The sequence below is a fragment of the Kitasatospora sp. NPDC051164 genome (assembly GCF_044455625.1).
Taxonomy (GTDB): Bacteria; Actinomycetota; Actinomycetes; order Streptomycetales; family Streptomycetaceae; genus Kitasatospora.
This window is the reverse complement of record NZ_JBITFB010000004.1, coordinates 1-20,474: the sequence shown is the minus strand read 5'-3', so window position 1 is coordinate 20,474 and position 20,474 is coordinate 1. Positions and strand designations below refer to the sequence as shown.

At 73.2% G+C, this 20,474-nt stretch carries 22 protein-coding genes and 1 pseudogene; 17 read left to right on the top strand and 6 right to left on the bottom strand.

What is annotated here, in order from left to right; translation table 11 throughout:
* Positions 1–101: 101 nt before the first annotated feature.
* Positions 102–989: a LysR family transcriptional regulator gene (locus ACIBEC_RS07165; RefSeq protein ID WP_360505426.1), complete on the bottom strand. Its 888-nt coding sequence runs from the start codon at positions 987–989 to the stop codon at positions 102–104.
* A 93-nt stretch (positions 990–1,082) separates the two neighbouring features.
* Between ACIBEC_RS07165 and ACIBEC_RS07160 the strand changes: the two genes are divergently transcribed.
* From ACIBEC_RS07160 to ACIBEC_RS07135, 6 genes are all read left to right on the top strand, one after another.
* Complete coding sequence (locus ACIBEC_RS07160) at positions 1,083–1,973, top strand: dihydrodipicolinate synthase family protein (RefSeq protein WP_360505428.1); 891 nt, start codon at positions 1,083–1,085, stop codon at positions 1,971–1,973.
* Between the two features lie 125 nt (positions 1,974–2,098).
* Positions 2,099–3,127 (top strand): aspartate-semialdehyde dehydrogenase, encoded by a 1,029-nt coding sequence (locus ACIBEC_RS07155; RefSeq protein WP_360505430.1) that lies wholly within the window; start codon positions 2,099–2,101, stop codon positions 3,125–3,127.
* Between the two features lie 331 nt (positions 3,128–3,458).
* A complete protein-coding gene (locus ACIBEC_RS07150) occupies positions 3,459–4,802 on the top strand; it encodes an NYN domain-containing protein (RefSeq protein ID WP_360505432.1) in 1,344 nt (447 codons plus the stop codon).
* Between the two features lie 148 nt (positions 4,803–4,950).
* Complete coding sequence (locus tag ACIBEC_RS07145; protein WP_360505434.1) at positions 4,951–5,949, top strand: ABC transporter ATP-binding protein; 999 nt, start codon at positions 4,951–4,953, stop codon at positions 5,947–5,949.
* Positions 5,946–6,755 carry an ABC transporter permease gene (locus ACIBEC_RS07140; RefSeq protein WP_396287777.1) on the top strand — a complete coding sequence of 270 codons (810 nt, stop codon included), beginning with the start codon at positions 5,946–5,948 and terminating at the stop codon, positions 6,753–6,755. The genes ACIBEC_RS07145 and ACIBEC_RS07140 overlap by 4 nt, the downstream gene beginning before the upstream one ends.
* Before the next feature lie 54 nt (positions 6,756–6,809).
* Complete coding sequence (locus ACIBEC_RS07135) at positions 6,810–7,562, top strand: hypothetical protein (protein ID WP_360505436.1); 753 nt, start codon at positions 6,810–6,812, stop codon at positions 7,560–7,562.
* A 141-nt stretch (positions 7,563–7,703) separates the two neighbouring features.
* On the opposite strand, the gene ybaK is transcribed toward ACIBEC_RS07135, so the two are convergent.
* The 3 genes from ybaK to ACIBEC_RS07120 are packed head-to-tail and all read right to left on the bottom strand — an operon-like array spanning position 7,704 to position 10,596.
* Complete coding sequence (gene ybaK, locus ACIBEC_RS07130) at positions 7,704–8,198, bottom strand: Cys-tRNA(Pro) deacylase (RefSeq protein WP_360505438.1); 495 nt, start codon at positions 8,196–8,198, stop codon at positions 7,704–7,706.
* Between the two features lie 38 nt (positions 8,199–8,236).
* Complete coding sequence (locus ACIBEC_RS07125) at positions 8,237–8,965, bottom strand: LON peptidase substrate-binding domain-containing protein (protein ID WP_360505440.1); 729 nt, start codon at positions 8,963–8,965, stop codon at positions 8,237–8,239.
* A 50-nt stretch (positions 8,966–9,015) separates the two neighbouring features.
* Positions 9,016–10,596 carry an oxidoreductase gene (locus ACIBEC_RS07120; RefSeq protein ID WP_360505442.1) on the bottom strand — a complete coding sequence of 527 codons (1,581 nt, stop codon included), beginning with the start codon at positions 10,594–10,596 and terminating at the stop codon, positions 9,016–9,018.
* A 90-nt stretch (positions 10,597–10,686) separates the two neighbouring features.
* On the opposite strand from ACIBEC_RS07120, the gene hisD reads away from it, so the two are divergent.
* The 8 genes from hisD (at position 10,687) to hisF (ending at position 16,648) form a co-directional block, all read left to right on the top strand.
* Complete coding sequence (gene hisD, locus ACIBEC_RS07115; protein WP_360505444.1) at positions 10,687–11,994, top strand: histidinol dehydrogenase; 1,308 nt, start codon at positions 10,687–10,689, stop codon at positions 11,992–11,994.
* A complete protein-coding gene (locus tag ACIBEC_RS07110; protein ID WP_360505446.1) occupies positions 11,991–13,142 on the top strand; it encodes a histidinol-phosphate transaminase in 1,152 nt (383 codons plus the stop codon). Before hisD ends, ACIBEC_RS07110 begins: the two co-directional genes overlap by 4 nt.
* A gap of 5 nt (positions 13,143–13,147) precedes the next feature.
* Positions 13,148–13,741, top strand: coding sequence for an imidazoleglycerol-phosphate dehydratase HisB (hisB, locus tag ACIBEC_RS07105; RefSeq protein ID WP_360505447.1), 594 nt, complete (start codon positions 13,148–13,150; stop codon positions 13,739–13,741).
* Complete coding sequence (locus ACIBEC_RS07100; RefSeq protein ID WP_360505449.1) at positions 13,738–13,890, top strand: hypothetical protein; 153 nt, start codon at positions 13,738–13,740, stop codon at positions 13,888–13,890. The genes hisB and ACIBEC_RS07100 overlap by 4 nt, the downstream gene beginning before the upstream one ends.
* Before the next feature lie 76 nt (positions 13,891–13,966).
* Complete coding sequence (hisH, locus tag ACIBEC_RS07095; protein ID WP_360505451.1) at positions 13,967–14,602, top strand: imidazole glycerol phosphate synthase subunit HisH; 636 nt, start codon at positions 13,967–13,969, stop codon at positions 14,600–14,602.
* Between the two features lie 95 nt (positions 14,603–14,697).
* Positions 14,698–15,423 (top strand): bifunctional 1-(5-phosphoribosyl)-5-((5-phosphoribosylamino)methylideneamino)imidazole-4-carboxamide isomerase/phosphoribosylanthranilate isomerase PriA, encoded by a 726-nt coding sequence (gene priA, locus ACIBEC_RS07090; RefSeq protein ID WP_360505475.1) that lies wholly within the window; start codon positions 14,698–14,700, stop codon positions 15,421–15,423.
* The gene (locus tag ACIBEC_RS07085; RefSeq protein ID WP_360505453.1) at positions 15,420–15,881 is read left to right on the top strand and encodes a RidA family protein; all 462 of its coding nucleotides are present in this window, start codon (positions 15,420–15,422) and stop codon (positions 15,879–15,881) included. Before priA ends, ACIBEC_RS07085 begins: the two co-directional genes overlap by 4 nt.
* On the top strand, positions 15,878–16,648 hold the full coding sequence (gene hisF, locus ACIBEC_RS07080) for an imidazole glycerol phosphate synthase subunit HisF (RefSeq protein ID WP_360505455.1): 771 nt from the start codon (positions 15,878–15,880) through the stop codon (positions 16,646–16,648). The genes ACIBEC_RS07085 and hisF overlap by 4 nt, the downstream gene beginning before the upstream one ends.
* A 156-nt stretch (positions 16,649–16,804) precedes the next feature.
* On the opposite strand, the gene ACIBEC_RS07075 is transcribed toward hisF, so the two are convergent.
* Positions 16,805–17,584 (bottom strand): VOC family protein, encoded by a 780-nt coding sequence (locus ACIBEC_RS07075; RefSeq protein WP_360505457.1) that lies wholly within the window; start codon positions 17,582–17,584, stop codon positions 16,805–16,807.
* Between the two features lie 195 nt (positions 17,585–17,779).
* On the bottom strand, positions 17,780–18,766 hold the full coding sequence (locus ACIBEC_RS07070; protein WP_360505459.1) for a LuxR C-terminal-related transcriptional regulator: 987 nt from the start codon (positions 18,764–18,766) through the stop codon (positions 17,780–17,782).
* 317 nt (positions 18,767–19,083) lie between these two features.
* Between ACIBEC_RS07070 and ACIBEC_RS07065 the strand changes: the two genes are divergently transcribed.
* The 3 genes and pseudogenes from ACIBEC_RS07065 to ACIBEC_RS07055 all read left to right on the top strand — a co-directional run.
* Complete coding sequence (locus tag ACIBEC_RS07065; protein WP_396287775.1) at positions 19,084–19,311, top strand: hypothetical protein; 228 nt, start codon at positions 19,084–19,086, stop codon at positions 19,309–19,311.
* A 34-nt stretch (positions 19,312–19,345) separates the two neighbouring features.
* Positions 19,346–19,621, top strand: coding sequence for a hypothetical protein (locus tag ACIBEC_RS07060; RefSeq protein WP_360505463.1), 276 nt, complete (start codon positions 19,346–19,348; stop codon positions 19,619–19,621).
* 104 nt (positions 19,622–19,725) lie between these two features.
* A pseudogene (locus ACIBEC_RS07055) lies at positions 19,726–20,474 on the top strand (VCBS repeat-containing protein); the annotation flags it as partial.

The window sequence follows — 20,474 nt, the reverse complement described above, 5'->3', positions numbered from 1 at the left end:
CTGAGCGCGGGTAGCGGCCATTCGCCTCGCCCGGTTCCCCGCGACCCTTTCGGGCGCGGGGAACTTCCGTCGGGGGAGTCGGGGGAGAGGGGCAGGGGTTTTCAGGAACCGCTGCCGAGGCCCGGGGGTACCGCGGTGTGGAGGGCGGAGACGAAGGCGGAGACGGCCGGGTGGGAGCCGGCGCCGGCGCGGAAGGCGGCGCGGGTGCGGCGGTACATGGGGAGACGGGTGAGGACGACGCCGGGCGGGGGCTGGGCGGTGCCGAGGTGGGGGACGAGGGCCACGCCCTGACCGGCGGCGACCAGCGCGAGCACGGTGGTGAAGTCGTCGATCTGGTGGCGGATCCGGGGTGCGAAGCCGGCCGACTCGCAGGCGCGGACGGCCATGGTGTGGCAGAGGGTGCCGGGTGAGGACATGATCCACGGCGCGCCGCGCTGTTCGGCGATGGTGCCCGGGGTGCGGGCGGCCAGGTACATGGGTTCGGTGAAGACCGGGCGGGTCGTGGCGAGGCCGGGTTCGGGGTCGGTGGGGACGAGGTCGTACTCGTGGACCAGGGCCACGTCCAGTTCGCCCGCGCGCAGGGCCGCGCCGACGGCCGCCGGGTCGACCTCGGTGACCATCGGCTCCAGTCCGGGGTGCCAGGCGGCCAGTTCGCCGAGCACCGCCGGGATGATCGCGCGGGCCGCCGACGGGTAGGTGCCGATCCGCAGCGGACCGGCCAATCCCCGCTTGGCGTGGGCGAGTTCGGCGCCCGCCTGCTCCAGGAGGGCGAGCACCGATTCGGCATGCCGGGCCAGGTTGCGTCCGGCCGGGGTGAGGGTGACCCGCCGGCCGGTGCGCTCCAGCAGCGGGACACCCGCCTCCTTCTCCAGGACGGACAGCTGCTGGGAGACCGCCGACGGGCTGAAGGAGAGCGCCTCGGCGACGGCCGCGATGGTGCCGAGGTGGGCGAGTTCGCGCAGCAGGCGCAGGCGTCGGACGTCGAGCATCGGCTCAGCCTAGTCGAGCATCGGCTCAGCTTACGAGAAGCGTCGGAAATGTGAACTGGACCTGGGTGATCGGCGGGCCGCAGGATCGTGGGCATGGAACTCAAGGGCATCTACGTCCCCCTGATCACCCCCTTCGCCGCCGACGGCACCGTCGCGCTGGACGCGCTGGAGAAGCTCGCACACGGGCTGCTCGACGCCGGTGCGGCCGGCCTGTGCGCGCTCGGCACCACCGGCGAGCCGGCCGCGCTGAGCGCCGAGGAGCGGGACGCGGTGGTGGACGTCGCCGCAGCCGCCTGCGCCGCGCGCGGGGCGCAGCTGATCGTCGGCGCGCACGGTGGGGACACCCGGGCCGTCGGCGAGTCGCTGGCCGCGCTCGGTGCGCGGGTGCCGAGTGCCGCGGCCGCGCTGGTCACCGTCCCGGCGTTCGTGCGGCCCGGCGAGGCGGGGACGGTCGCGCACTTCCGGGCGCTGGCCGCCGGCAGCCCGCTGCCGCTGCTCGTCTACCAGATCCCGTACCGCACCGGGCAGCAGCTCTCCACCGCCGCGCTGCGCGAACTCGCCGCGATCGAGGGCGTGGTGGGCGTCAAGTACGCGACCGGCGGGCTGGACCAGACGGCGGCGGAGCTGCTCGCCGACACCCCCGAGGGGTTCGCGTTCCTCACCGGGGAGGACGCCTTCCTGCCGCCGATGCTGGCGCTCGGCGCGGCCGGGGGCATCCTCGCCGCCGCGCACCTGGCGACCGGCCGGTTCGTGGAGCTGGCGCAGGCCTGGCAGGCGGGGGACGTCGAGCGGGCGCGGGCGCTCGGGCACCGGCTGACCGGGCTGGCGCTGGCCGCGTTCACGGCGCCGAACCCGACGGTCACCAAGGGCGTGCTGCACGCCCAGGGGCGGATCCCGACCCCGGACGTACGGCTGCCGCTGCTGCCGGCCGACCGGGCCGAGGTGGAGGCCGCGTTGGCGCTGGCGAATGGTCTGGACCACTAGGGTCCGTCCGGAATCCCGTCCGGGAAGCCTCTCAACCAGTGAAATGGCAGGTCGCCCGGCCCGCGTGACAAGGCATGATGGGCAGAGTGCGGCTGTGAACAGCACCATTCAGAGGAGTAGTCGGAATGAAGATCGGCATTGTCGGTGCCACCGGCCAGGTCGGCAGCGTGGTCCGCGAGATCCTGGCGGACCGGAACTTCCCGGTGGAGCAGCTGCGGCTGTTCGCCTCGGCCCGCTCGGCCGGGCGCACGCTGCCGTGGCAGGGCGCCGAGGTCACCGTCGAGGACGCGGCCACGGCCGACTACACGGGCCTCGACATCGTGATCTTCTCCGCCGGCGGTTCTACCTCCAAGGCCCTCGCCCCGAAGGTCGCCGCGGCCGGTGCCGTCGTCATCGACAACTCCTCCGCCTGGCGCCGCGACCCCGAGGTCCCGCTGGTCGTCTCCGAGGTCAACCCCGAGGCCATCGCGGACCGCCCCAAGGGCATCATCGCCAACCCGAACTGCACCACCATGGCCGCCATGCCCGTGCTGCGCCCGCTGCACGCGGAGGCCGGCCTGGCCGCGCTGATCGTCTCCACCTACCAGGCCGTCTCCGGCAGCGGCGTCGCCGGCGTCGCCGAGCTGCAGGACCAGGCCGCCAAGGTCATCGACGGTGCCGCCGCGCTCGCCCACGACGGCGCCGCGGTCGAGTTCCCCGAGCCCAAGGTCTACAAGCGCCCGATCGCCTTCAACGTGCTGCCGCTGGCCGGCTCCATCGTCGACGACGGCTCCAACGAGACCGACGAGGAGCAGAAGCTCCGCCACGAGAGCCGCAAGATCCTCGGCATCCCGGAGCTGAAGGTCGCCGGCACCTGCGTGCGCGTCCCGGTCTTCTCCGGCCACTCGCTGCAGATCAACGCCCGCTTCGAGCGCCCGATCAGCCCCGAGCGCGCCGCCGAGCTGCTCGCCGCCGCCCCCGGCGTCGAGCTGTCCGACATCCCCACCCCGCTGCAGGCCGCGGGCAAGGACCCGAGCTACGTCGGGCGCATCCGGGCGGACGAGACCGTGGACAACGGGCTGTCGCTGTTCATCTCCAACGACAACCTGCGCAAGGGCGCCGCGCTCAACGCCGTCCAGCTGGCCGAGCTGGTCGCCGCCGAGCTCAAGGGCTGAGCGCCGGGGCTCGCCAAGCCCGGGGCCGGCCATGACCAGGGGGGATCGCCAAGCCCAGGGCCCATGGGCCCGTACGCCGCCGCGTGACCTCGGGCGGGCTCCGTCGTTGAACGGGGCCCGCCTTCGCGTTTCTTTGCGTGCCGTTGGGGCGGCTGTTGCGGTACCGGGACATCCGGCAAGGTTCGGCAGGCGAACCCCGGGTAAAAGGTGACCCAACGATCGGGCGACGACGGGGGCCCCTCACCTCGGCACGCCCCGACGGAGGGCGGACCGCCCGCCCCCCGAACGCCCCACCCGACTGATTCCGAGGGCGAGCGAAAAGAGGTGCGCGATGGACCGCTGTGTCGTCCTGGTGGACGCCGGATATCTGCTGGGCGCCGCCGCCAGCCTGCTCGCGGGGGATCCGTCCCGGTCCAAAGTCACCGTGAACCACACGGCCCTCATCACCGCGCTGCGCGAGCGCGCCGAGGCCGAGACCGGGCTGCCGCTACTGCGCATCTACTGGTTCGACGCCGCGCCCGACCGGCGCCCGATGCCCGAGCACCGGCGGCTGCGCGTCCTGCCCCGGGTCACCGTACGGCTCGGAGCGCTCACCCGGGCCGAGGGGCGCTGGGTGCAGAAGGGCGTGGACGCCGCCATGCACGCCGAACTCTCCGAACTCGCCCGCAACCGGGCCTGCGCCGACGTCGTACTGATCACCGGGGACGGTGACCTGCTGCCCGGCATGATGACCGCCAAGGAGCACGGCGTCGCCGTCCACCTGTGGGCCCTGCAGGCCGCCGACGGCGACTTCAACCAGTCCGAGGACCTGGTCGGCGAAGCGGACGAGCGGCGGGTGCTGGACCGGGAGTGGATCGAGGGGTCGTTCTCGCTGCGGGACAACTCCAACCTCTTCCCGGCGCCCGGGGCACGGCAGGAGATCACCAAGATCCTCGCCGCCCCGCCGGCCGCGCTGCCCAGCGTCGTGCCGGGCGTGGCGCCGGCGGCGGTCCGTCCGGCGGCCGTCGCCGAGGAGGGCGCTGCCTCCGCCGCCAACGGGCGGCCGCAGTCCGCGGCCACCGCGCTCAAGGTCGTCCCCACGCCGAAGGACCTGGCCGGACGCGCCTCCTCCGTCACACCGATCACCCCGGTGGCGAACGGGCACGGGGCGGTCGGGGCCGGGACGGTCGGGGCCGGCGTCAACGGGCACGGCGCGAACGGGCACGGCCTGAACGGCCACGGTACGAACGGGCACGGCGCCGTCGCGCAGGCCGGACCGGTGCTGCGGTGGTCCTCCGACCGCGGCTGGGTCGACCGGCCCGCCCCGGAACCCGCCGTCACCGCCGGCGACAGCCTGCCCACCCTCGCCCAGCTCACCACCTCCGAACAGCGGTGGGCCGACCGCGAGGAGGACATCACCACCATCGGCGGCGACGCCCACGAAGTCGGGCAGGTCTTCGCCCGCCGCTGGAGCGACCGGATCGGCGACTCCGAACGGCTCACCGTGCTGTGGCCCGACTACCCGCGCATCCCCCACCGCGTCGACGGCGAACTGCTCCGCTACGCCGCCCGCTTCGGGCTGCTCGCGCACAAGGACGACCAGATCGACGAGCACGACCGCTACGCCATCCGGGCCGGGTTCTGGAAGGAACTGGCCGCACGGGTGCCGGGCGGGTCGATGGTCGTCGACGACTGAGTCGATGACGACCGGGTCGACGGTCGTCGGCGGCCGTCGGCGGCTGAGCCGGCTGAGGCGCACCGGATGCGCGGTGTGACACCCGCCGTTCCCGGCGAACAGGCCCCCTTGTCCGGTTCGCCCGTATGAGCGCGTAGAGTCTTCGGTCGTGAGTGAGACGGCCGGGAGAGCCCCCGACGAAACCCCGCCGTGCATCGCCGTGCGCGACCTGGTCAGGACCTACCGCACCGGACGCGGCGCGGCCGCCACCGAGATCCGGGCCAACGACGGCATCAGCCTCACCGTCCGGCAAGGCGAGATCTTCGGGCTGCTCGGGCCCAACGGCGCCGGGAAGTCGACGCTGGTCCGCCAGCTCACCGGACTGCTGCGCCCCGACTCCGGCACGGTCGAACTCCTCGGCCACGACATCGTGCGACACCCCGAGCGGGCCGCCCGGCTGCTCGGGTACCTCGGGCAGGAATCCACCGCGCTGGACGAGCTGACGGTCGCCCTCGCCGCCGAGACGACCGGGCGGCTGCGCGGGCTCGGCCGGGCGCAGGCCCGGAGCACGGCCGCCGACGTCCTGGACGAACTCGGGCTGACGGCCATCGCCGCCCGCCCGCTCGCCAAGCTGTCCGGCGGGCAGCGGCGGCTCGCCTGCTTCGCGGCCACCCTGGTCGGGGACCGGCCGTTGCTCGTCCTCGACGAACCGACCACCGGCATGGACCCCGTCGCCCGGCGGGCCGTGTGGAGCGCCGTCGACCGGCGGCGTGCCGAACACGGCACGACCGTGCTGCTGGTCACCCACAACGTGATCGAGGCGGAGACCGTGCTCGACCGGGTCGCCGTGGTGGACGAGGGCCGGGTGATCGCCTGCGACACGCCCGGCGGGCTCAAGGCGCTCGTGGACGGCGACGTCCGGCTCGACCTGGTCTGGCGCGACGAGGCACCCATCGGTGTGCCCGCCGTCGCCGCGCTGCGCGAACGCGCCGAGTGCACCGGGCGCCGCTGGACCGTCCGCACCACCCCCGACCAGGCCCGCGAACTGGTCGCCGCCGTCACCACCGGCCCGGCCTTCGCCGCGCTCGACGACTTCACCCTCGCCACCCCGAGCCTCGAGGACGCCTACCTCAAGCTGGGCGGCCGCCACGGAGGACTGGCCAAGTGACCCTGCTCTCGGCGCCACCGCGAACCGACCGGACCTCGGCCGGACCCGCCCCGCTCGCCCCCGCGGCCCGGCTGCTGCCGGCCCTCGCCGCCGTGTACCGGGCGCAGCTCGCCCGGGCGCGGGTCGCGCGGATCCCGCTGCTGTTCGTCGCCACCTTCCAGTCCGTCGGCATCCTGGTGATGATGCGCGGCGTCGTGGACGCCGGGCAGTCCTCGGCGGCACGGTCGGTGGTCGCCGGGTCGAGCGTGCTGGTGGTGGCGTTCGTCGCGCTGAACCTGCTCGCCCAGTACTTCGGGAAGCTGCGGGCCACCGGCGGCCTCGACCACTACGCGACGCTGCCGGTGCCGGCGGCCTCGGTGGTGCTCGGGGCGGCCGCCGCGTACGCCTCCTTCACCCTGCCCGGGACGGTCGCCACCGCGGCCGTCGGGGCGGTCATGTTCGGACTGCCGCTCGGACAGCTGTGGGTGCTGCTGGCGGTCGTCCCGCTCGCCGGGGCCGCGCTGTCCGGGCTGGGTGCGGCCTGCGGGCTGCTCGCGCCCCGGCAGGAGATCGCGACCATGCTCGGGCAGCTCGGCATGTCCGCCGCCCTGCTGCTCGGCGTGCTGCCGGTCGACCACCTGCCGCAGCCGGTGCTGTGGCTGCGGGACCTGCTGCCGTCCACGTACGGGGTGGAGGCCTTCGCGCGGACCTTCACACCCGACCCGGACTGGGCGATGGTGCTCGCGGACCTGGGGGTGTGCGCCGGGGTGGGCGTGGTGTCGCTGGGCGTGGCCACGTGGGCGTACCGGCGGGCCGTCGCGCGGTAAGGGCCGAACGGGTGGTGGGGTCGTTCCGAGGGGCGGCGTGAAACGATGGGGCCTGTGACCGTACCGAACACACCTCCGGATCCCGCCCACACCGATGTGCAGGCGGCGCCGGAAGACGCCGTGCCCGACGCCGTGCCCGACGCCGTGCCCGACGCCGTGCCCGACCCGTACGCGCCCCCGCAGGGGCTTGCGCCCGTCGCGTCCGACGCTCACGGGCCTTCGCTGGTGCAGCGGCTGCTGCCGGAGGTACGGGTCTGGGCGGGGGTCGTCGTCGCCTGCCTGGTGGCCGGGCTGGTGATGGCCGCCCTGTGGGCCTGGCTGGCACCGAAGGTGCCGCTGGTCGTGGACGGCGACCGGATCCTCTATGTGGACCCCGAGGGCGAGCAGCGGGCCGGGGCCGACGCGGTGTTCGTGATCATCGCCCTGGGCGCCGGCATCCTGACCGCACTCGGCGCCTTCCTGGTCACCCGGCGACGCGGCGGCGGCATCGCGGTCGCGCTGGGGCTGACCGTCGGCGGACTGCTCGGGGCCCTGGGGGCCTGGCGGATCGGCCGGTGGCTCGGGCCGACCAAGGACCTGATCGGCGAGGCCCGGCGGGTCGGGAACGGCGGGCACTTCGACGCGAACATCGACCTGGGGGCGATGGGCGCGCTGCTGGTGTGGCCGATGACGGCGATGGTGGTGCTGCTCGCGCTGTCGGCGGCGTTCGGCAAGCGGGAGGAGGACCCGCCGCCGTACTGGGGGGCGCCGGTCGCTCCCCCGGCGGCTCCGCCCACGCTTCCGGTGGGGCCGGAGGACCGGGGCTGAGGTTCGGCGGTCCGAGGTTCGCGGTTCGCGGTGTGGTGGCAGGGCGGAAAGTCGGTGGTCCGGGGACCGGGCCGCGGCCTTCCGCCCTGCGGCGTTTCCGGTGGGGGCCCGGTGGGCGCGGGCTCAGCGGGTTCAGCGGGTTCAGCGGGCGATGGGGGCGGTGTGGGCCCGGGTGAGGGCGATGAGGTCGGCGGGGGCGAGTTCCACTTCCAGGCCCCGGCGGCCCGCCGAGACGTAGACGGTGGGGTGGGTGAGGGCGCTGGCGTCGACGACGGTGCGCAGGGGGCGGCGCTGGCCCAGCGGGGAGATGCCGCCGAGGACGTAGCCGCTGCTGCGTTCGGCGGCCGCGGGGTCGGCCATGGTGGCGCGCTTGCCGCCGACGGCCGAGGCCAGGGCCTTGAGGTCGAGCTGGCCGGCGACGGGGACCACGCCGACGGTGAGGGTGCCGTCCACGTCGGCCACCAGGGTCTTGAAGACGCGCTCGGCGGCCACACCGAGGACCTCCGCCGCCTCACCGCCGTAGGAGGCGGCGGCGGGGTCGTGGTCGTAGGCGTGCACGGTGAACGGGACGGCGGCGGATTCCAGGGCGACGGTGGCCGGGGTGCCCTGGCCGCCCTTCTTGGTCTTCTTGGCCATGCGAGGGGTCCTGGGCTCCTGGGTTCCTGGTTTCTGGGTCAGTTGGGGCTGAAGGACTGGCGGGTGAGGTCGACGGCGGGCAGCGAGGGCAGCCAGGTGAGGACGGCGGTCTCGCGGCGCAGCAGGTCGAGTTCGGTGCGCAGGCGCTGGGCGGTGTCCGGGCAGGCGAGCAGCTGCTGCTTGACCGGGGTCTCGAACACCGAGGCGGCGGCGACCAGGTAGGAGAGCACCTGCGGGTCGTCGGGGAGGTCCTGGCGGCCGACGGTGCTGGCCTCGCGGGCGCCGGCGAGGCGCTTCTGGTAGACCCGGAAGGCCCGCTCGACCTCGGCGGCCAGCGCGCCGGAGCCCTCGCCGGGGCGTTCCTCGATCGGCTCGATCTCGCCGGTCAGGTACGGACCGGAGACGTCCACCGAGCGGAGCCGGAACCGGGTGGTGCCGGTGACCAGGAGCTCGTAGCGGCCGTCGGGCTGGTGCTCGGCGGAGGCGACGTCGGCGACGCAGCCGACCGGGAAGACCGCCTCGAGCGGGTCCCCGGTGAACGTGCCGAGGCCGTCGAGCGGTCCGGCCGGGCCTTCCTCGGGCCGGACCGGGGCGACCTCGCGGCCGTCCTTGATCGCGAGCACGCCGAAGCGCCGGGGGGCGTCCTCGGGCTGTTCGAGCAGGTCGGCGACGAGACGGCGGTAGCGCTCCTCGAAGACGTTCAGGGGCAGCACCAGGCCCGGGTAGAGCACGGTGTTCAGCGGGAAGAGCGGAAGCCGTTCTGTCACGGCGGACAGCGTAGTTCCCCGGACGGGGGCCTTGTCGCGCGGTTGAGGGCTCACCCGCGCTGAAGCATCCGGGTGGCGCCCGCGACGACGGTGGAGGCGAGCAGCCAGCCGATGACCACGAGTGCGGCGGAGATCCACTGGGCGAGGCCGCCCGGGTTCCAGCCGCCCTGGTTGAGATCGACGATCGGCAGCAGCTGGTTGAGGGTGTAGAGCACCGGGTTCCAGTGCGGCCGTTCGTCGGCCTTGAGCGGCTCCAGCGGGTGGGTGGCGAACCAGAGGCTGCCGAGGACCCAGGCGAGCAGCAGCCACAGGCCCGCCCGGCCGGGGCGGTAGCCGTAGCCGACGGTGGCGTCCTGGACGGCGCCCCAGACCCGGGCGGGCAGCGGCAGGGTCCGGCGGCGCCGGCGCTGCTTGGCGTACAGCACCTCGCGGGCGTCGTCGTCGGCCCCGTCCCGGCGCAGGGCGGCGGCCAGCTGCTCGTAGGACTCCGGCTGGAACTCGACCGAGGAGCCCTCCAGCCACTCGATCCGCTCCTGGATGCCGAAGGCCCTCAGCGGGCGCAGGTTCTCGTAGACGAAGCCGGTCAGGCCCAGGTGCTTGCCGAGCGGCCAGGCCTCGGGGATGTCGACCAGGTTGCCGACCCGGGCGCGGGAGAGCGAGACCGTGCCGGTGGGGCGGAACTTGCAGGTGAAGCGCAGCTCGGGGGTGTGGATGCGGCGCAGGGAGAGTTCGTCGTCACCCTCCAGGTGGAATTCGCCGGAGATCAGGCAGGCGCCGTCGAAGCGGCTGTCGGACAGCCGGACCCGGCCGAAGGCGCGGAAGGGGGTGACGGGGCCGTCGGGCGGCGGGTTCGCGCCGTAGCCGGACCCGTAGTAGCCGCGGGAGCCCGCCCAGCCGCGGTCGGCGGAGCCAGTCAGGTAGAGGGTGTGGCCGACGGTGACCCGGACGGCGTTGAGGCAGGTGTTGTTGTGCTGCCGGTCGGCGTGCAGCTGGGCGCCGCGCAGCGAGAGCCGGCCGCCTATCCGGGCGGTTCGTATGCTCAACTCGCCCTGGGTGTGCAGGCGTTCGGCCTCGAAGTCCTGGTTGACGCTGATCCCGTCGGCGGAGACGGCACGGCCGTAGCGGTCGCCGCCGACGACGGCCTGGTTGAGCAGCAGGTCGGTGCCGATCCTGGCGTCGGTGAGCCGGATGCCGTCGGGGAGGCGGCAGCGGGCGAGGTGGAGGTCGCCGGTGGTGGAGAGCCGGGAGGCCTCCAGGCGGGGGATCAGGCAGTTCACGAAGCGCAGCGTGGACACCGCCGCCTCGGAGATGAGGATCTTGTGCTCGAAGCGGCAGTCGTGCAGCTCGACGTAGTGGCCGATGGCGGCGCCGGCCAGGTTGAGCGCGCCGGTGACCAGTGCGCCGCTGAGGCGCAGCGAGGCGACGCGCCCGGGCGCGGGCTCCGGACCGACCAGCAGCAGGTGGGCGAGCACCTCGGCGCGGACGGTGCGCCGGGCGTCCCAGACGGCGTCGCCGAAGGGGTCGTCGGTGTCGGCTCCGCCACTGCGGAGGTCGAGGATCTCCCCCTGGTGGTAGGCCTCCCAGAGCTGCCGCTCGGTATCGGTCCAGCCCTCTGGAGCGCGCTCCACCATGGTTTCCCCCGTCCCCCGGTCGTCTCGCCTTTCGTATCACGGACTGAAATGCGGGACCAGCGGTTCCGGCCACTCCTTACACTGGGTGGCGTGATCTCTCGAATCGACCTCCGCGGCTCGCTCGACGACCCGCGTGACCTGCTGCCCCGTGCCGACTTCGACGTCGCGGCCGCCCTGGAGAAGGTGCGACCGATCGCCGAGGACGTCCACCATCGCGGGGTCGCAGCGCTGATCGAGATCACCGAGCGCTTCGACGGCGTCCGCCTGGAGTCCACCCGGGTCCCGGCCGAGCAGCTGACCGAGGCCCTGGAGACGCTGGACCCGCAGGTACGCGCCGCGCTGGAGGAGTCGATCCGCCGGGCCCGCGCCGTGCACGCCGACCAGCGCCGCACCGGGCACACCACCCAGGTGGTGCCGGGCGGCACGGTCACCCAGCGCTGGGTGCCGGTCGAGCGGGTCGGCCTGTACGTGCCCGGCGGGCTCGCGGTCTACCCGTCCTCCGTGGTGATGAACGTGGTGCCGGCCCAGGAAGCGGGCGTCCGGGGTATCGCGGTCACCTCCCCGCCGCAGAAGGCCTTCGGCGGCCGCGTCCACCCGACGATCCTGGCGGCCTGCGCGCTGCTCGGCGTCGACGAGGTCTACTCCGTCGGCGGCGCCCAGGCCGTCGCGATGTTCGCCCTCGGCACCGAGGAGTGCGAGCCGGTGAACATGGTCACCGGCCCGGGCAACATCTACGTGGCCGCCGCCAAGCGCTACTTCGCCGGCCGGATCGGCATCGACTCCGAGGCCGGACCGACCGAGATCGCCGTCCTCGCCGACGACAGCGCGCTGCCCTCCGACGTCGCCGCCGACCTGATCAGCCAGGCCGAGCACGGCCCCACCTCCGGCTCGGTGCTGGTCACCGACTCCCCGGCGCTGGCCGACGCGGTCGAGGCCGAACTGACCGTGCAGGTCGCCAAGACCAAGCACAGCGAGCGGGTCGCCGAGGCGCTGGGCGGCAAGCAGTCCGGCATCATCCTGGTCGACGACCTCACCCAGGGCCTCGCCGTCGTCAACGCGTACGCGGCCGAGCACCTGGAGATCCAGACCCGCGACCCGCACGCGGTGGCCGCCCGGGTCGTCAACGCAGGCGCGATCTTCATCGGCCGCTGGACCCCGGTCTCGCTGGGCGACTACGCGGCCGGCTCCAACCACGTGCTGCCCACCGGCGGCTGCGCCTGCCACTCCTCCGGGCTGTCGGTGCAGACCTTCCTGCGCGGCGTCCAGGTGGTCGAGTACGACCGCGACGCGCTGGCGGACGTCGCCGCGCACGTGGTCACCCTGGCGAACGCCGAGGACCTCCCTGGGCACGGGGACGCCATCAAGGCCCGATTCGACTGGACGGTGCCGGGCTCGTGACCGCTATTGACGATCTTCCGATCCGGGACGAGCTGCGCGGCCAGTCCCCGTACGGCGCACCGCAGTTGGACGTACCCGTCCAGCTGAACACCAACGAGAACCCGTACCGGCTGCCCGAGGAGCTGGTGGCCCGGATCGCCGAGCGCGTCGCCGAGGCCGCCCGCAACCTCAACCGCTACCCCGACCGGGACGCGGTCGAGCTGCGCGAGGGCCTCGCCGCGTACCTCGGGCGGACCACCGGCTTCCCGGTCGTGCGCGAGCAGGTGTGGGCCGCCAACGGCTCCAACGAGGTCCTCCAGCAGCTGCTGCAGGCCTTCGGCGGCCCCGGCCGCAGCGCACTCGGCTTCGAGCCCTCGTACTCGATGCACGCGCTGATCTCCCGGGGCACCGGCACCGCCTGGATCTCCGGCCCGCGCAACGACGACTTCACCATCGACCTCGACGCCGCGCTCGCCGCGATCGCCGAGCACCGGCCCAACGTGGTCTTCATCTGCTCGCCGAACAACCCGACCGGCACCGCCGTCGAAGCCGACACCGTGCTGCGGCTGTACGAGGCCGCGCAGGCCGCCCGGCCCAGCCTGGTCGTCGTGGACGAGGCGTACGTCGAGTTCTCGCACCGCGCCTCGCTGCTCTCGCTGATCGAGGGCCGCCCCAATCTGGTGGTCACCCGCACCATGTCCAAGGCCTTCGGCGCGGCCGGGCTGCGCCTGGGCTACCTGGCCGCCGACCGGGCGGTCGTCGACGCCGTCCAGCTGGTCCGCCTGCCGTACCACCTGTCGGCCGTCACCCAGGCCACCGCGCTGGCCTGCCTGGAGCACACCGACACCCTGCTCGGGTACGTCGGCCGGCTCAAGGAGCAGCGCGACCGGCTGGTCGACGCGCTGCGGGCGATGGGACTGGAGGTGACCGACTCGGACGCCAACTTCATCCAGTTCGGCCGCTTCGCCGACACCCACGCCGTCTGGCAGGCCATCCTCGACCAGGGCGTCCTGGTCCGCGACAACGGCGTGCCCGGGTGGCTGCGCGTCACCGCCGGCACCCCCGCCGAGAACGACGCCTTCCTGGACGCCGTCCGCACCGCCCTCCCGTCTCCCACCCCCACCCTTGATCGAGCACGCTCCGCGCGCGCTGCCAGTCAGGAGCTGTAACCCCCATGTCCCGCATCGGACGCGTCGAGCGCACCACCAAGGAGACCTCCGTCCTGGTCGAGATAGACCTCGACGGCACCGGCAAGACCGACATCTCCACGGGCGTCGGCTTCTACGACCACATGCTCGACCAGCTCGGCCGGCACGGCCTGTTCGACCTCACCGTCAAGACCGACGGCGACCTGCACATCGACACCCACCACACCATCGAGGACACCGCCCTCGCGCTCGGCGCCGCCTTCAAGCAGGCGCTCGGCGACAAGGTCGGCATCTACCGCTTCGGCAACTGCACGGTGCCGCTGGACGAGTCGCTCGCCCAGGTCACCGTGGACCTCTCCGGCCGGCCCTACCTGGTGCACACCGAGCCCGAGGGCATGGCGCCGATGATCGGCAGCTACGACACCACGATGACCCGGCACATCCTGGAGTCCTTCGTGGCCCAGGCGCAGATCGCGCTGCACGTCCACGTGCCGTACGGGCGCAACGCCCACCACATCGTGGAGTGCCAGTTCAAGGCGCTGGCCCGGGCGCTGCGCTACGCCGCCGAGCGCGACTCGCGCGCGGCCGGCATCCTCCCGTCGACCAAGGGTGCGCTGTGAGCAATTCCGCGTTGGCTCTGATCTTCGTCGGCCTCTTCCTGGCCGGCGGAGTGATCTCCTTCTGGAAGCAGAAGCTGCCGAAGGGCGTCATCCTCGTGCTGGGGCTGGGCGCGGGGATGTGCCTGGCCGCCGGCGTCATGCGCCTGTAGCCCCGCCCGACCTGCCAGACGTGTCAGACCTGGCCCGACCTGCCAGACCTGCCCTAGAAAGACTGGACACCTGAACATGGGCAAGAACGTCGTCGTCCTCGACTACGGCTCCGGCAACCTCCGCTCCGCGCAGCGCGCCCTGGAGCGGACCGGGGCGAACGTCACGGTCAGCTCCGACTACGACACCGCGATGGCCGCGGACGGCCTGCTCGTCCCCGGTGTCGGCGCCTTCGAGGCCTGCATGCGCGGGCTGAAGTCGGTCCGCGGGGACTGGATCATCGACCGCCGCCTCGCCGGGGGCCGCCCGGTCATGGGCATCTGCGTGGGCATGCAGATCCTCTTCGAGAAGGGCGTCGAGCACGGCGTCGAGACGGCCGGCTGCGACGAGTGGCCGGGCACCGTAGAACCGCTGGAGGCCCCGGTCGTCCCGCACATGGGCTGGAACACCGTGGACGCCCCCGAGGGCAGCCGGATGTTCGCCGGCCTCGACCCGCAGACCCGCTTCTACTTCGTGCACTCCTACGGGGTGCGGCGCTGGGAGCTGGAGACCCACAGCGCGCGGATCAACCCGCCGCTGGTCACCTGGGCCACGCACGGGCAGCCGTTCGTCGCGGCCATCGAGAACGGCCCGCTGTGGGCCACCCAGTTCCACCCCGAGAAGTCCGGTGACGCCGGCGCCGCCCTGCTGACCAACTGGGTCAACACCCTCTGACGAGCTGAAAGTTGTATCTGATGAGCGAACGAAGTGAGCGAGCCGTCGAGGCTGTGCCTGGCGAAGCCACCGCTGAGCGGAGCGAGAGCGGGGGCCTGAGCCGCCTCGAACTGCTTCCCGCCGTCGACGTCCGCGACGGCCAGGCCGTCCGCCTGGTCAAGGGCGCCTCCGGCACCGAGACCTCCTTCGGCGAGCCGCTGGCCGCCGCCCTCGCCTGGCAGAACGCCGGCGCCGAGTGGCTGCACCTGGTCGACCTCGACGCCGCTTTCGGCACCGGCTCCAACTACGAGCTGCTGCGCGAGGTCACCGGGCAGCTGGACATCAAGGTCGAACTGTCCGGTGGCATCCGCGACGACGAGTCGCTCGCCCGCGCCCTCGCCACCGGCTGCACCCGGGTCAACCTCGGCACCGCCGCCCTGGAAGCCCCCGCGTGGGTCGCCAAGGCCATCGCCGAGCACGGCGACAAGATCGCCGTCGGCCTGGACGTGGTCGGCACCACCCTGCGCGGCCGCGGTTGGACCCGCGACGGCGGCCAGCTCTTCGAGGTGCTCGAGCGCCTCGACCAGGAGGGCTGCGCCCGCTACGTCGTCACCGACGTCAACCGCGACGGCACCCTGACCGGCCCCAACCTGCAGCTGCTTCGCGACGTCTGCGCCGCCACCGACCGCCCGGTGGTCGCCTCCGGCGGCGTCTCCTCGTTGGACGACCTGCGCGCCATCGCCACGCTCGTCGGCGAGGGTGTCGAGGGCGCCATCGTGGGCAAGGCACTCTACGAGCAGAAGTTCACCCTCGAAGAGGCCCTGGAGGCGGTTTCAGGATGACCGATGGTCGGATCGTACGTGGCGAGGTCGTGCGGGGCGAGGTCGTGCGGGGCCGGGTCAGCGGATTCTCCCCCTGGGAGGACGAGTTCGGCTACTCCCGGGCCGTCGCCGCGGGCGACCACGTGCACGTGGCCGGCACCACCGCCTGGGTGGACGGCCGGATCGAGCACGAGGGCGACCCGTACCGGCAGACCCTCGCCGCGTTCGGCGTCGGGCTCACGGCCCTGGCCGCGTACGGTCTGACCGCGGACGACGTGGTCCGCACCCGGATGTACATCACCCACGTCCGCGACGCCGACGAAGTGGGCCGCGCCCACCACGAACTCTTCGACGCCGCACGCCCGGTGGCCACCATGGTGGTGGTCGAGGGACTGATCGACTCCCGGATGATGGTCGAGATCGAGCTCGACGCGTACCGCTCCGGGCTGGCAAAGACCCTGGAAGGCAATCAGCCGTGACCCTCGCCGTACGAGTCATCCCCTGTCTGGACGTGGACGCCGGGCGGGTGGTCAAGGGCGTCAACTTCCAGAACCTGCGCGACGCCGGCGACCCGGTCGAGATGGCCAAGCTCTACGACGCCGAGGGCGCCGACGAGCTCACCTTCCTCGACATCACCGCCTCCTCCGGCGACCGGGAGACCACCTACGACGTGGTCCGCCGCACCGCCGAGCAGGTCTTCATCCCGCTCACCGTCGGCGGTGGCATCCGCGCCGTCGAGGACGTCGACAAGCTGCTGCGGGCCGGCGCCGACAAGGTGGGCGTCAACACCGCCGCCATCGCCCGGCCGGAACTGGTCCGGGAGATCGCCCAGCGGTTCGGGCGGCAGGTGCTGGTGCTCTCGGTGGACGCCCGGCGCTGCCCGGAAGGCACCGAGACGCCGTCCGGCTTCGAGGTCACCACGCACGGCGGACGCCAGGGCACCGGCCTGGACGCCGTCGAATGGGCGGGCCGCGCCGCCGAACTGGGCGCCGGGGAGATCCTGCTCAACTCGATGGACGCGGACGGCACCAAGGACGGCTACGACCTGGAACTGATCCGGGCCGTGCGCAAGGCCGTCTCCGTGCCGGTGATCGCCTCCGGCGGGGCCGGCAAGCTCGCCGACTTCGCGCCGGCCGTGGACGCGGGCGCGGACGCGGTGCTGGCCGCCAGCGTGTTCCACTTCGGGGACCTGCGGATCGGCGAGGTCAAGGGCGCGCTGCGGGAGGCCGGGCACCCGGTGCGGTGACCGTTTCGTGCGGATGAGGGCCCGCCGGCGCTGGTGCGCACCGGCGGGCCCTCACGTGTCCCAGGACTCCTGCCGTGACTCGGGTCCCGTCGCGGCTCAGGTCCGCGGCTCAGGTACGGCCGCGACTTGGGTCCGCGACTCAGGTACGGTCGCGACTCAGGACTCCCGCGGCTCGCCGTGGATCAGTGCGAACGGGGCGCCGTTCGGATCCGCCAGCCAGGCCAGCCGGCCGACGTTCTCCACGTCCGAGGCCGCCATCAGCACCGAGGCACCGGCCGCCATCGCCTTCGCGATCACCGCGTCCACGTCGGCGGCCGCGAAGTACGGCGTCCAGGCGGAGGGCTGCTCCGGGGACATCGTCGGGGCGATGCCGCCGAAGCTGGTCGCCTGCTGGTCGCCCTCCGAGGTCGAGATCACCCGGTAGGTCATGCCCGGCGACGGCTCGAAGTTCTCCATCCGCCAGCCGAACAGTTTCTCGTAGAAGGCGAAAGCGACCTCCGGGCCGGAGGTGTGCAGCTCCGACCAGACCAGCGCGTCGTCCTCGGAGACGACGCCCAGACCCTTGGTGTTGCCGGCCTGCCAGACGGCGAACTCGGCGCCCTGCGGATCGGTGAGCGCCGCGAACCGGCCCTCCTGCATGACGTCCATCGGCGGCACGCGGACGGTGGCACCGGCCTGCTCGGCGGCCTTCACCGTGGCATCCACGTCCTCGGTGCGGAAGTACGTCGTCCAGGCGGACCGCGACCCCTCGTCGAGGTTGCCGAGGGCGCCGACGGTCTTGCCGTTCAGCTGGAAGAAGCCGTAACCACCGGCCTCGGGGACCTCCTGGAACGTCCAGCCGAAGACCTTCCGGTAGAACTCGGCGGTGGCGGGGATGTCCGGGCTGCCGAGGTCGATCCAGCAGGGGGAGCCGGTGGGGAAGTCGGTGGTGAGCATGGAGTGATGCCCCTTCGACGCAGAGTGACCGGGAGTGGCCGGGAAGGTTCCGTCGGGCGCGAGCACGCCCCCGCCCCGGCCACCTGCGAGTCTGCACCCGGGCATGGACATCCGCAGCTCGGACACGGCTGACCTGGGGATTCGCCGTGGACGGCTACGCCGTGCGTGGCCCCGCAGCAGCCCCGTGCCGGCCGCTCACAGCCAGCCGCGCTGCGCCGCCTTGAGGCCGGCCTCGAAGCGGCTGGCGGCGTCGAGCCGCTCCATGAGGGCGGACATCTGGCGACGCACGGTGCGCACCGAGATGCCGAGCCGCTTGCCGGCGGCCTCGTCGGTCAGGCCCGTGCCGAGCAGCCGGAGCAGGTCGCGTTCGGCCGGGGTGAGGCCGGTGTCGTGATGGGTGGGCTGGTCGGCGCCGAGCGGCACGGCGGTGGACCAGGCCTGTTCGAACAGGGCGACGAGGGAGGCGACCAGGCCGGGCTCGCTGGTACAGAGCGCCCCGAGCCTGGTCTGCGTCGGGTCGATCGGGACGACGGCGGTGTGCCGGTCGAAGACCAGCAGTCGGGGCGGCAGCAGGGGCGCCGTCCGCACCTGGCCGCCGAGTCCGGTGAGCCACTGGGCGTACGTGTGGGTGGCCTGGTCATTGCGGACGCTGTCCTGGTAGAGCGTCCGCATGGTGACGCCGCGCTCCAGCGCGTCCTGGTCGAGCGGACGGGCGGCGTCCAGGCTGGCCTGGGACTGCGCCCCGCCGGAGATCGCGGCGAGGAACTCCTCCCGAAGGCCGCGCGCCAGCATTTCGAGCTTGGCCTGGATCGCGTCCATCCCGACCAGGCGCTCGGTGGCGTCCGACGCGGTGTTGGGCATCACATCGGCGTAGGCGGCGACGGCCCGGGCCACGGCGGCCTTGCTGGCGGCCAGCTCCTGCTGGCGGCGGGCGAGGTCGTCCTCCTGGCGGCGGATCACGGCCTCCAGGCCGACCGCCGGGCTGACCGGGCGCAGCGCGCCGGAGACCTCCTGGGAGGGGCGCAGCAGCGTCAGGTCCGCGAGTTGGTCGAGGGCCTCTCTGGCGGCGCTCTCGGAGAGCCCGAGCCGACGGCAGAGGTCGGTGATCCCGCACCCGGGCTCGGCCAGCAGGACCGCGTAGACGGCTTCCGCCGTCGGGCCCAGCCCCAGCACTTCGAGCACGATTCCCCCCGGTCTCGGCAATGCGCGGCCCGGAGATGTCAAGGCCGTCTTCATGATTCTCACAGTTCGATCATGTGTGTGCAAGGAGAACTGACGATGTGTCGGTGAAGCTGCGGGGGTGGCCGGGGCCTCCGGGGTGGCGCCATGCTGCCAGGCCTGATGATGCCTCAGGGAAGGCCTTCCGGAGCGCCGGCCGGGGCTTGCAGGATATGGATCACCGAGCCGCAGGGGCGACGAGCCCCGGGCCGGTGGGACGGCGGGAACCAGCCGCCGCCCTCCCACGAACCGACCGACCATCAACCAGGGGGTTGTTCTCCATGCGGATCACCGCTCGCGTTCCCGGTGTCCTCGCGGCTGTCGCAGTGATGGCCACGCTCGCTCTGCCGGCCGCCACCGCCGTTGCCGCCGCACCGGCCGGCGTGACGGGCGTGTCCGCGGCGAGCGACCCCGGCCAGGGCGACCCCACCGGCGACCCCGCCCGCGGCGGGGCCGGCAAGGGCGGCTTGGGCGACCCGGGCAGCATCAGCTGGGACAACAAGAAGTGACCGTCGTCGGCGCCGGCGGCTTGAGCCGGACCCGATGCACATTGTCCACCTGACCCTGACGAGCTCCGACCGGCGTCCGCCCACCGCTGCCGACGCCCATGTCCTGAAGGACGTGCTCTGGGCCCACGCCGATCCCTTCGGCGGCCTGGAGCACGTCCAGTCGAGAGCCCGTCAGGACTCCATCGACCTCGTCCTCTTCACCAGCGGCGGGAGTGGCGACAACGCCCCCGCCCATGCGCTGGCCATGTGTTCCGCCGCCCTCTCGCGGTCCCCGGCCTTCCGGTCCTGGCGCGTTTCCGCCGCCGGCTGACGGCCGTCCACATCCTGCCGGATTTCCTCCGGCGCTCCCTCTTCCGGTGATCCGGGCGCCGACGCGCCGCACCGGTCATCCGAATGCCATTTTCAGGAGTATTCATGTCCCGCAAGGCCTATCTCCGCACGTCCGCCGTCGCCCTCGGGCTGGCCGGCTCGCTGTCGCTCGGCCTGCTCGTCCAGGGCGGCACCGCGTTCGCCGCCGCCCCCGCCCCCGCCCCCGCTCCCGCCGCCGCTGTCGCCGTCGCGGGCGGCGAGTACGGCGGCGCCGGCCAGCCGGTCGGGGTCGCCCAGGCGCCCGCGGCTGACGGGTCCTCGGCGGTCGCCTCCGTGCTGGCCCCGGCGGTCACCCGGAGCGAGGCGATCCGGCGCGCCAAGACCTGGGTCGGCATCGGCCTCGACTACAGCTGGACCGGCTCGCACAACGGGTACCGCACCGACTGCTCGGGTTACGTCTCGATGGCCTGGAATCTCGACGACTCGCTGACCACCGACACCTTCGGCCCGCGCGGCGTCACCGAGTCCATCGGCAAGGGCGACCTCAAGGCCGGCGACGCGCTGCTCAACGACGACAGCGGGGCCAACGGTCACGTGGTGCTGTTCGAGAAGTGGACCGACTCCAGCCACTACATGGGCTACGAGTTCACCGGCAGCGGCGTCCACTACCGCGAGATCCCCTACCCGTACTTCCCCGGCTACGGCACCTTCGTGCCGGTCCGCAACAAGTCCATCCGCGAGGAGGGCCCGTCCGACCCCGGGATGACCGATCTGACGGCGGGTGACTTCAACGGGGACGGCAAGAAGGACCTGGTGGCGGTCGAGGTGTCGACCGGCAAGCTGTTCTCCTACCC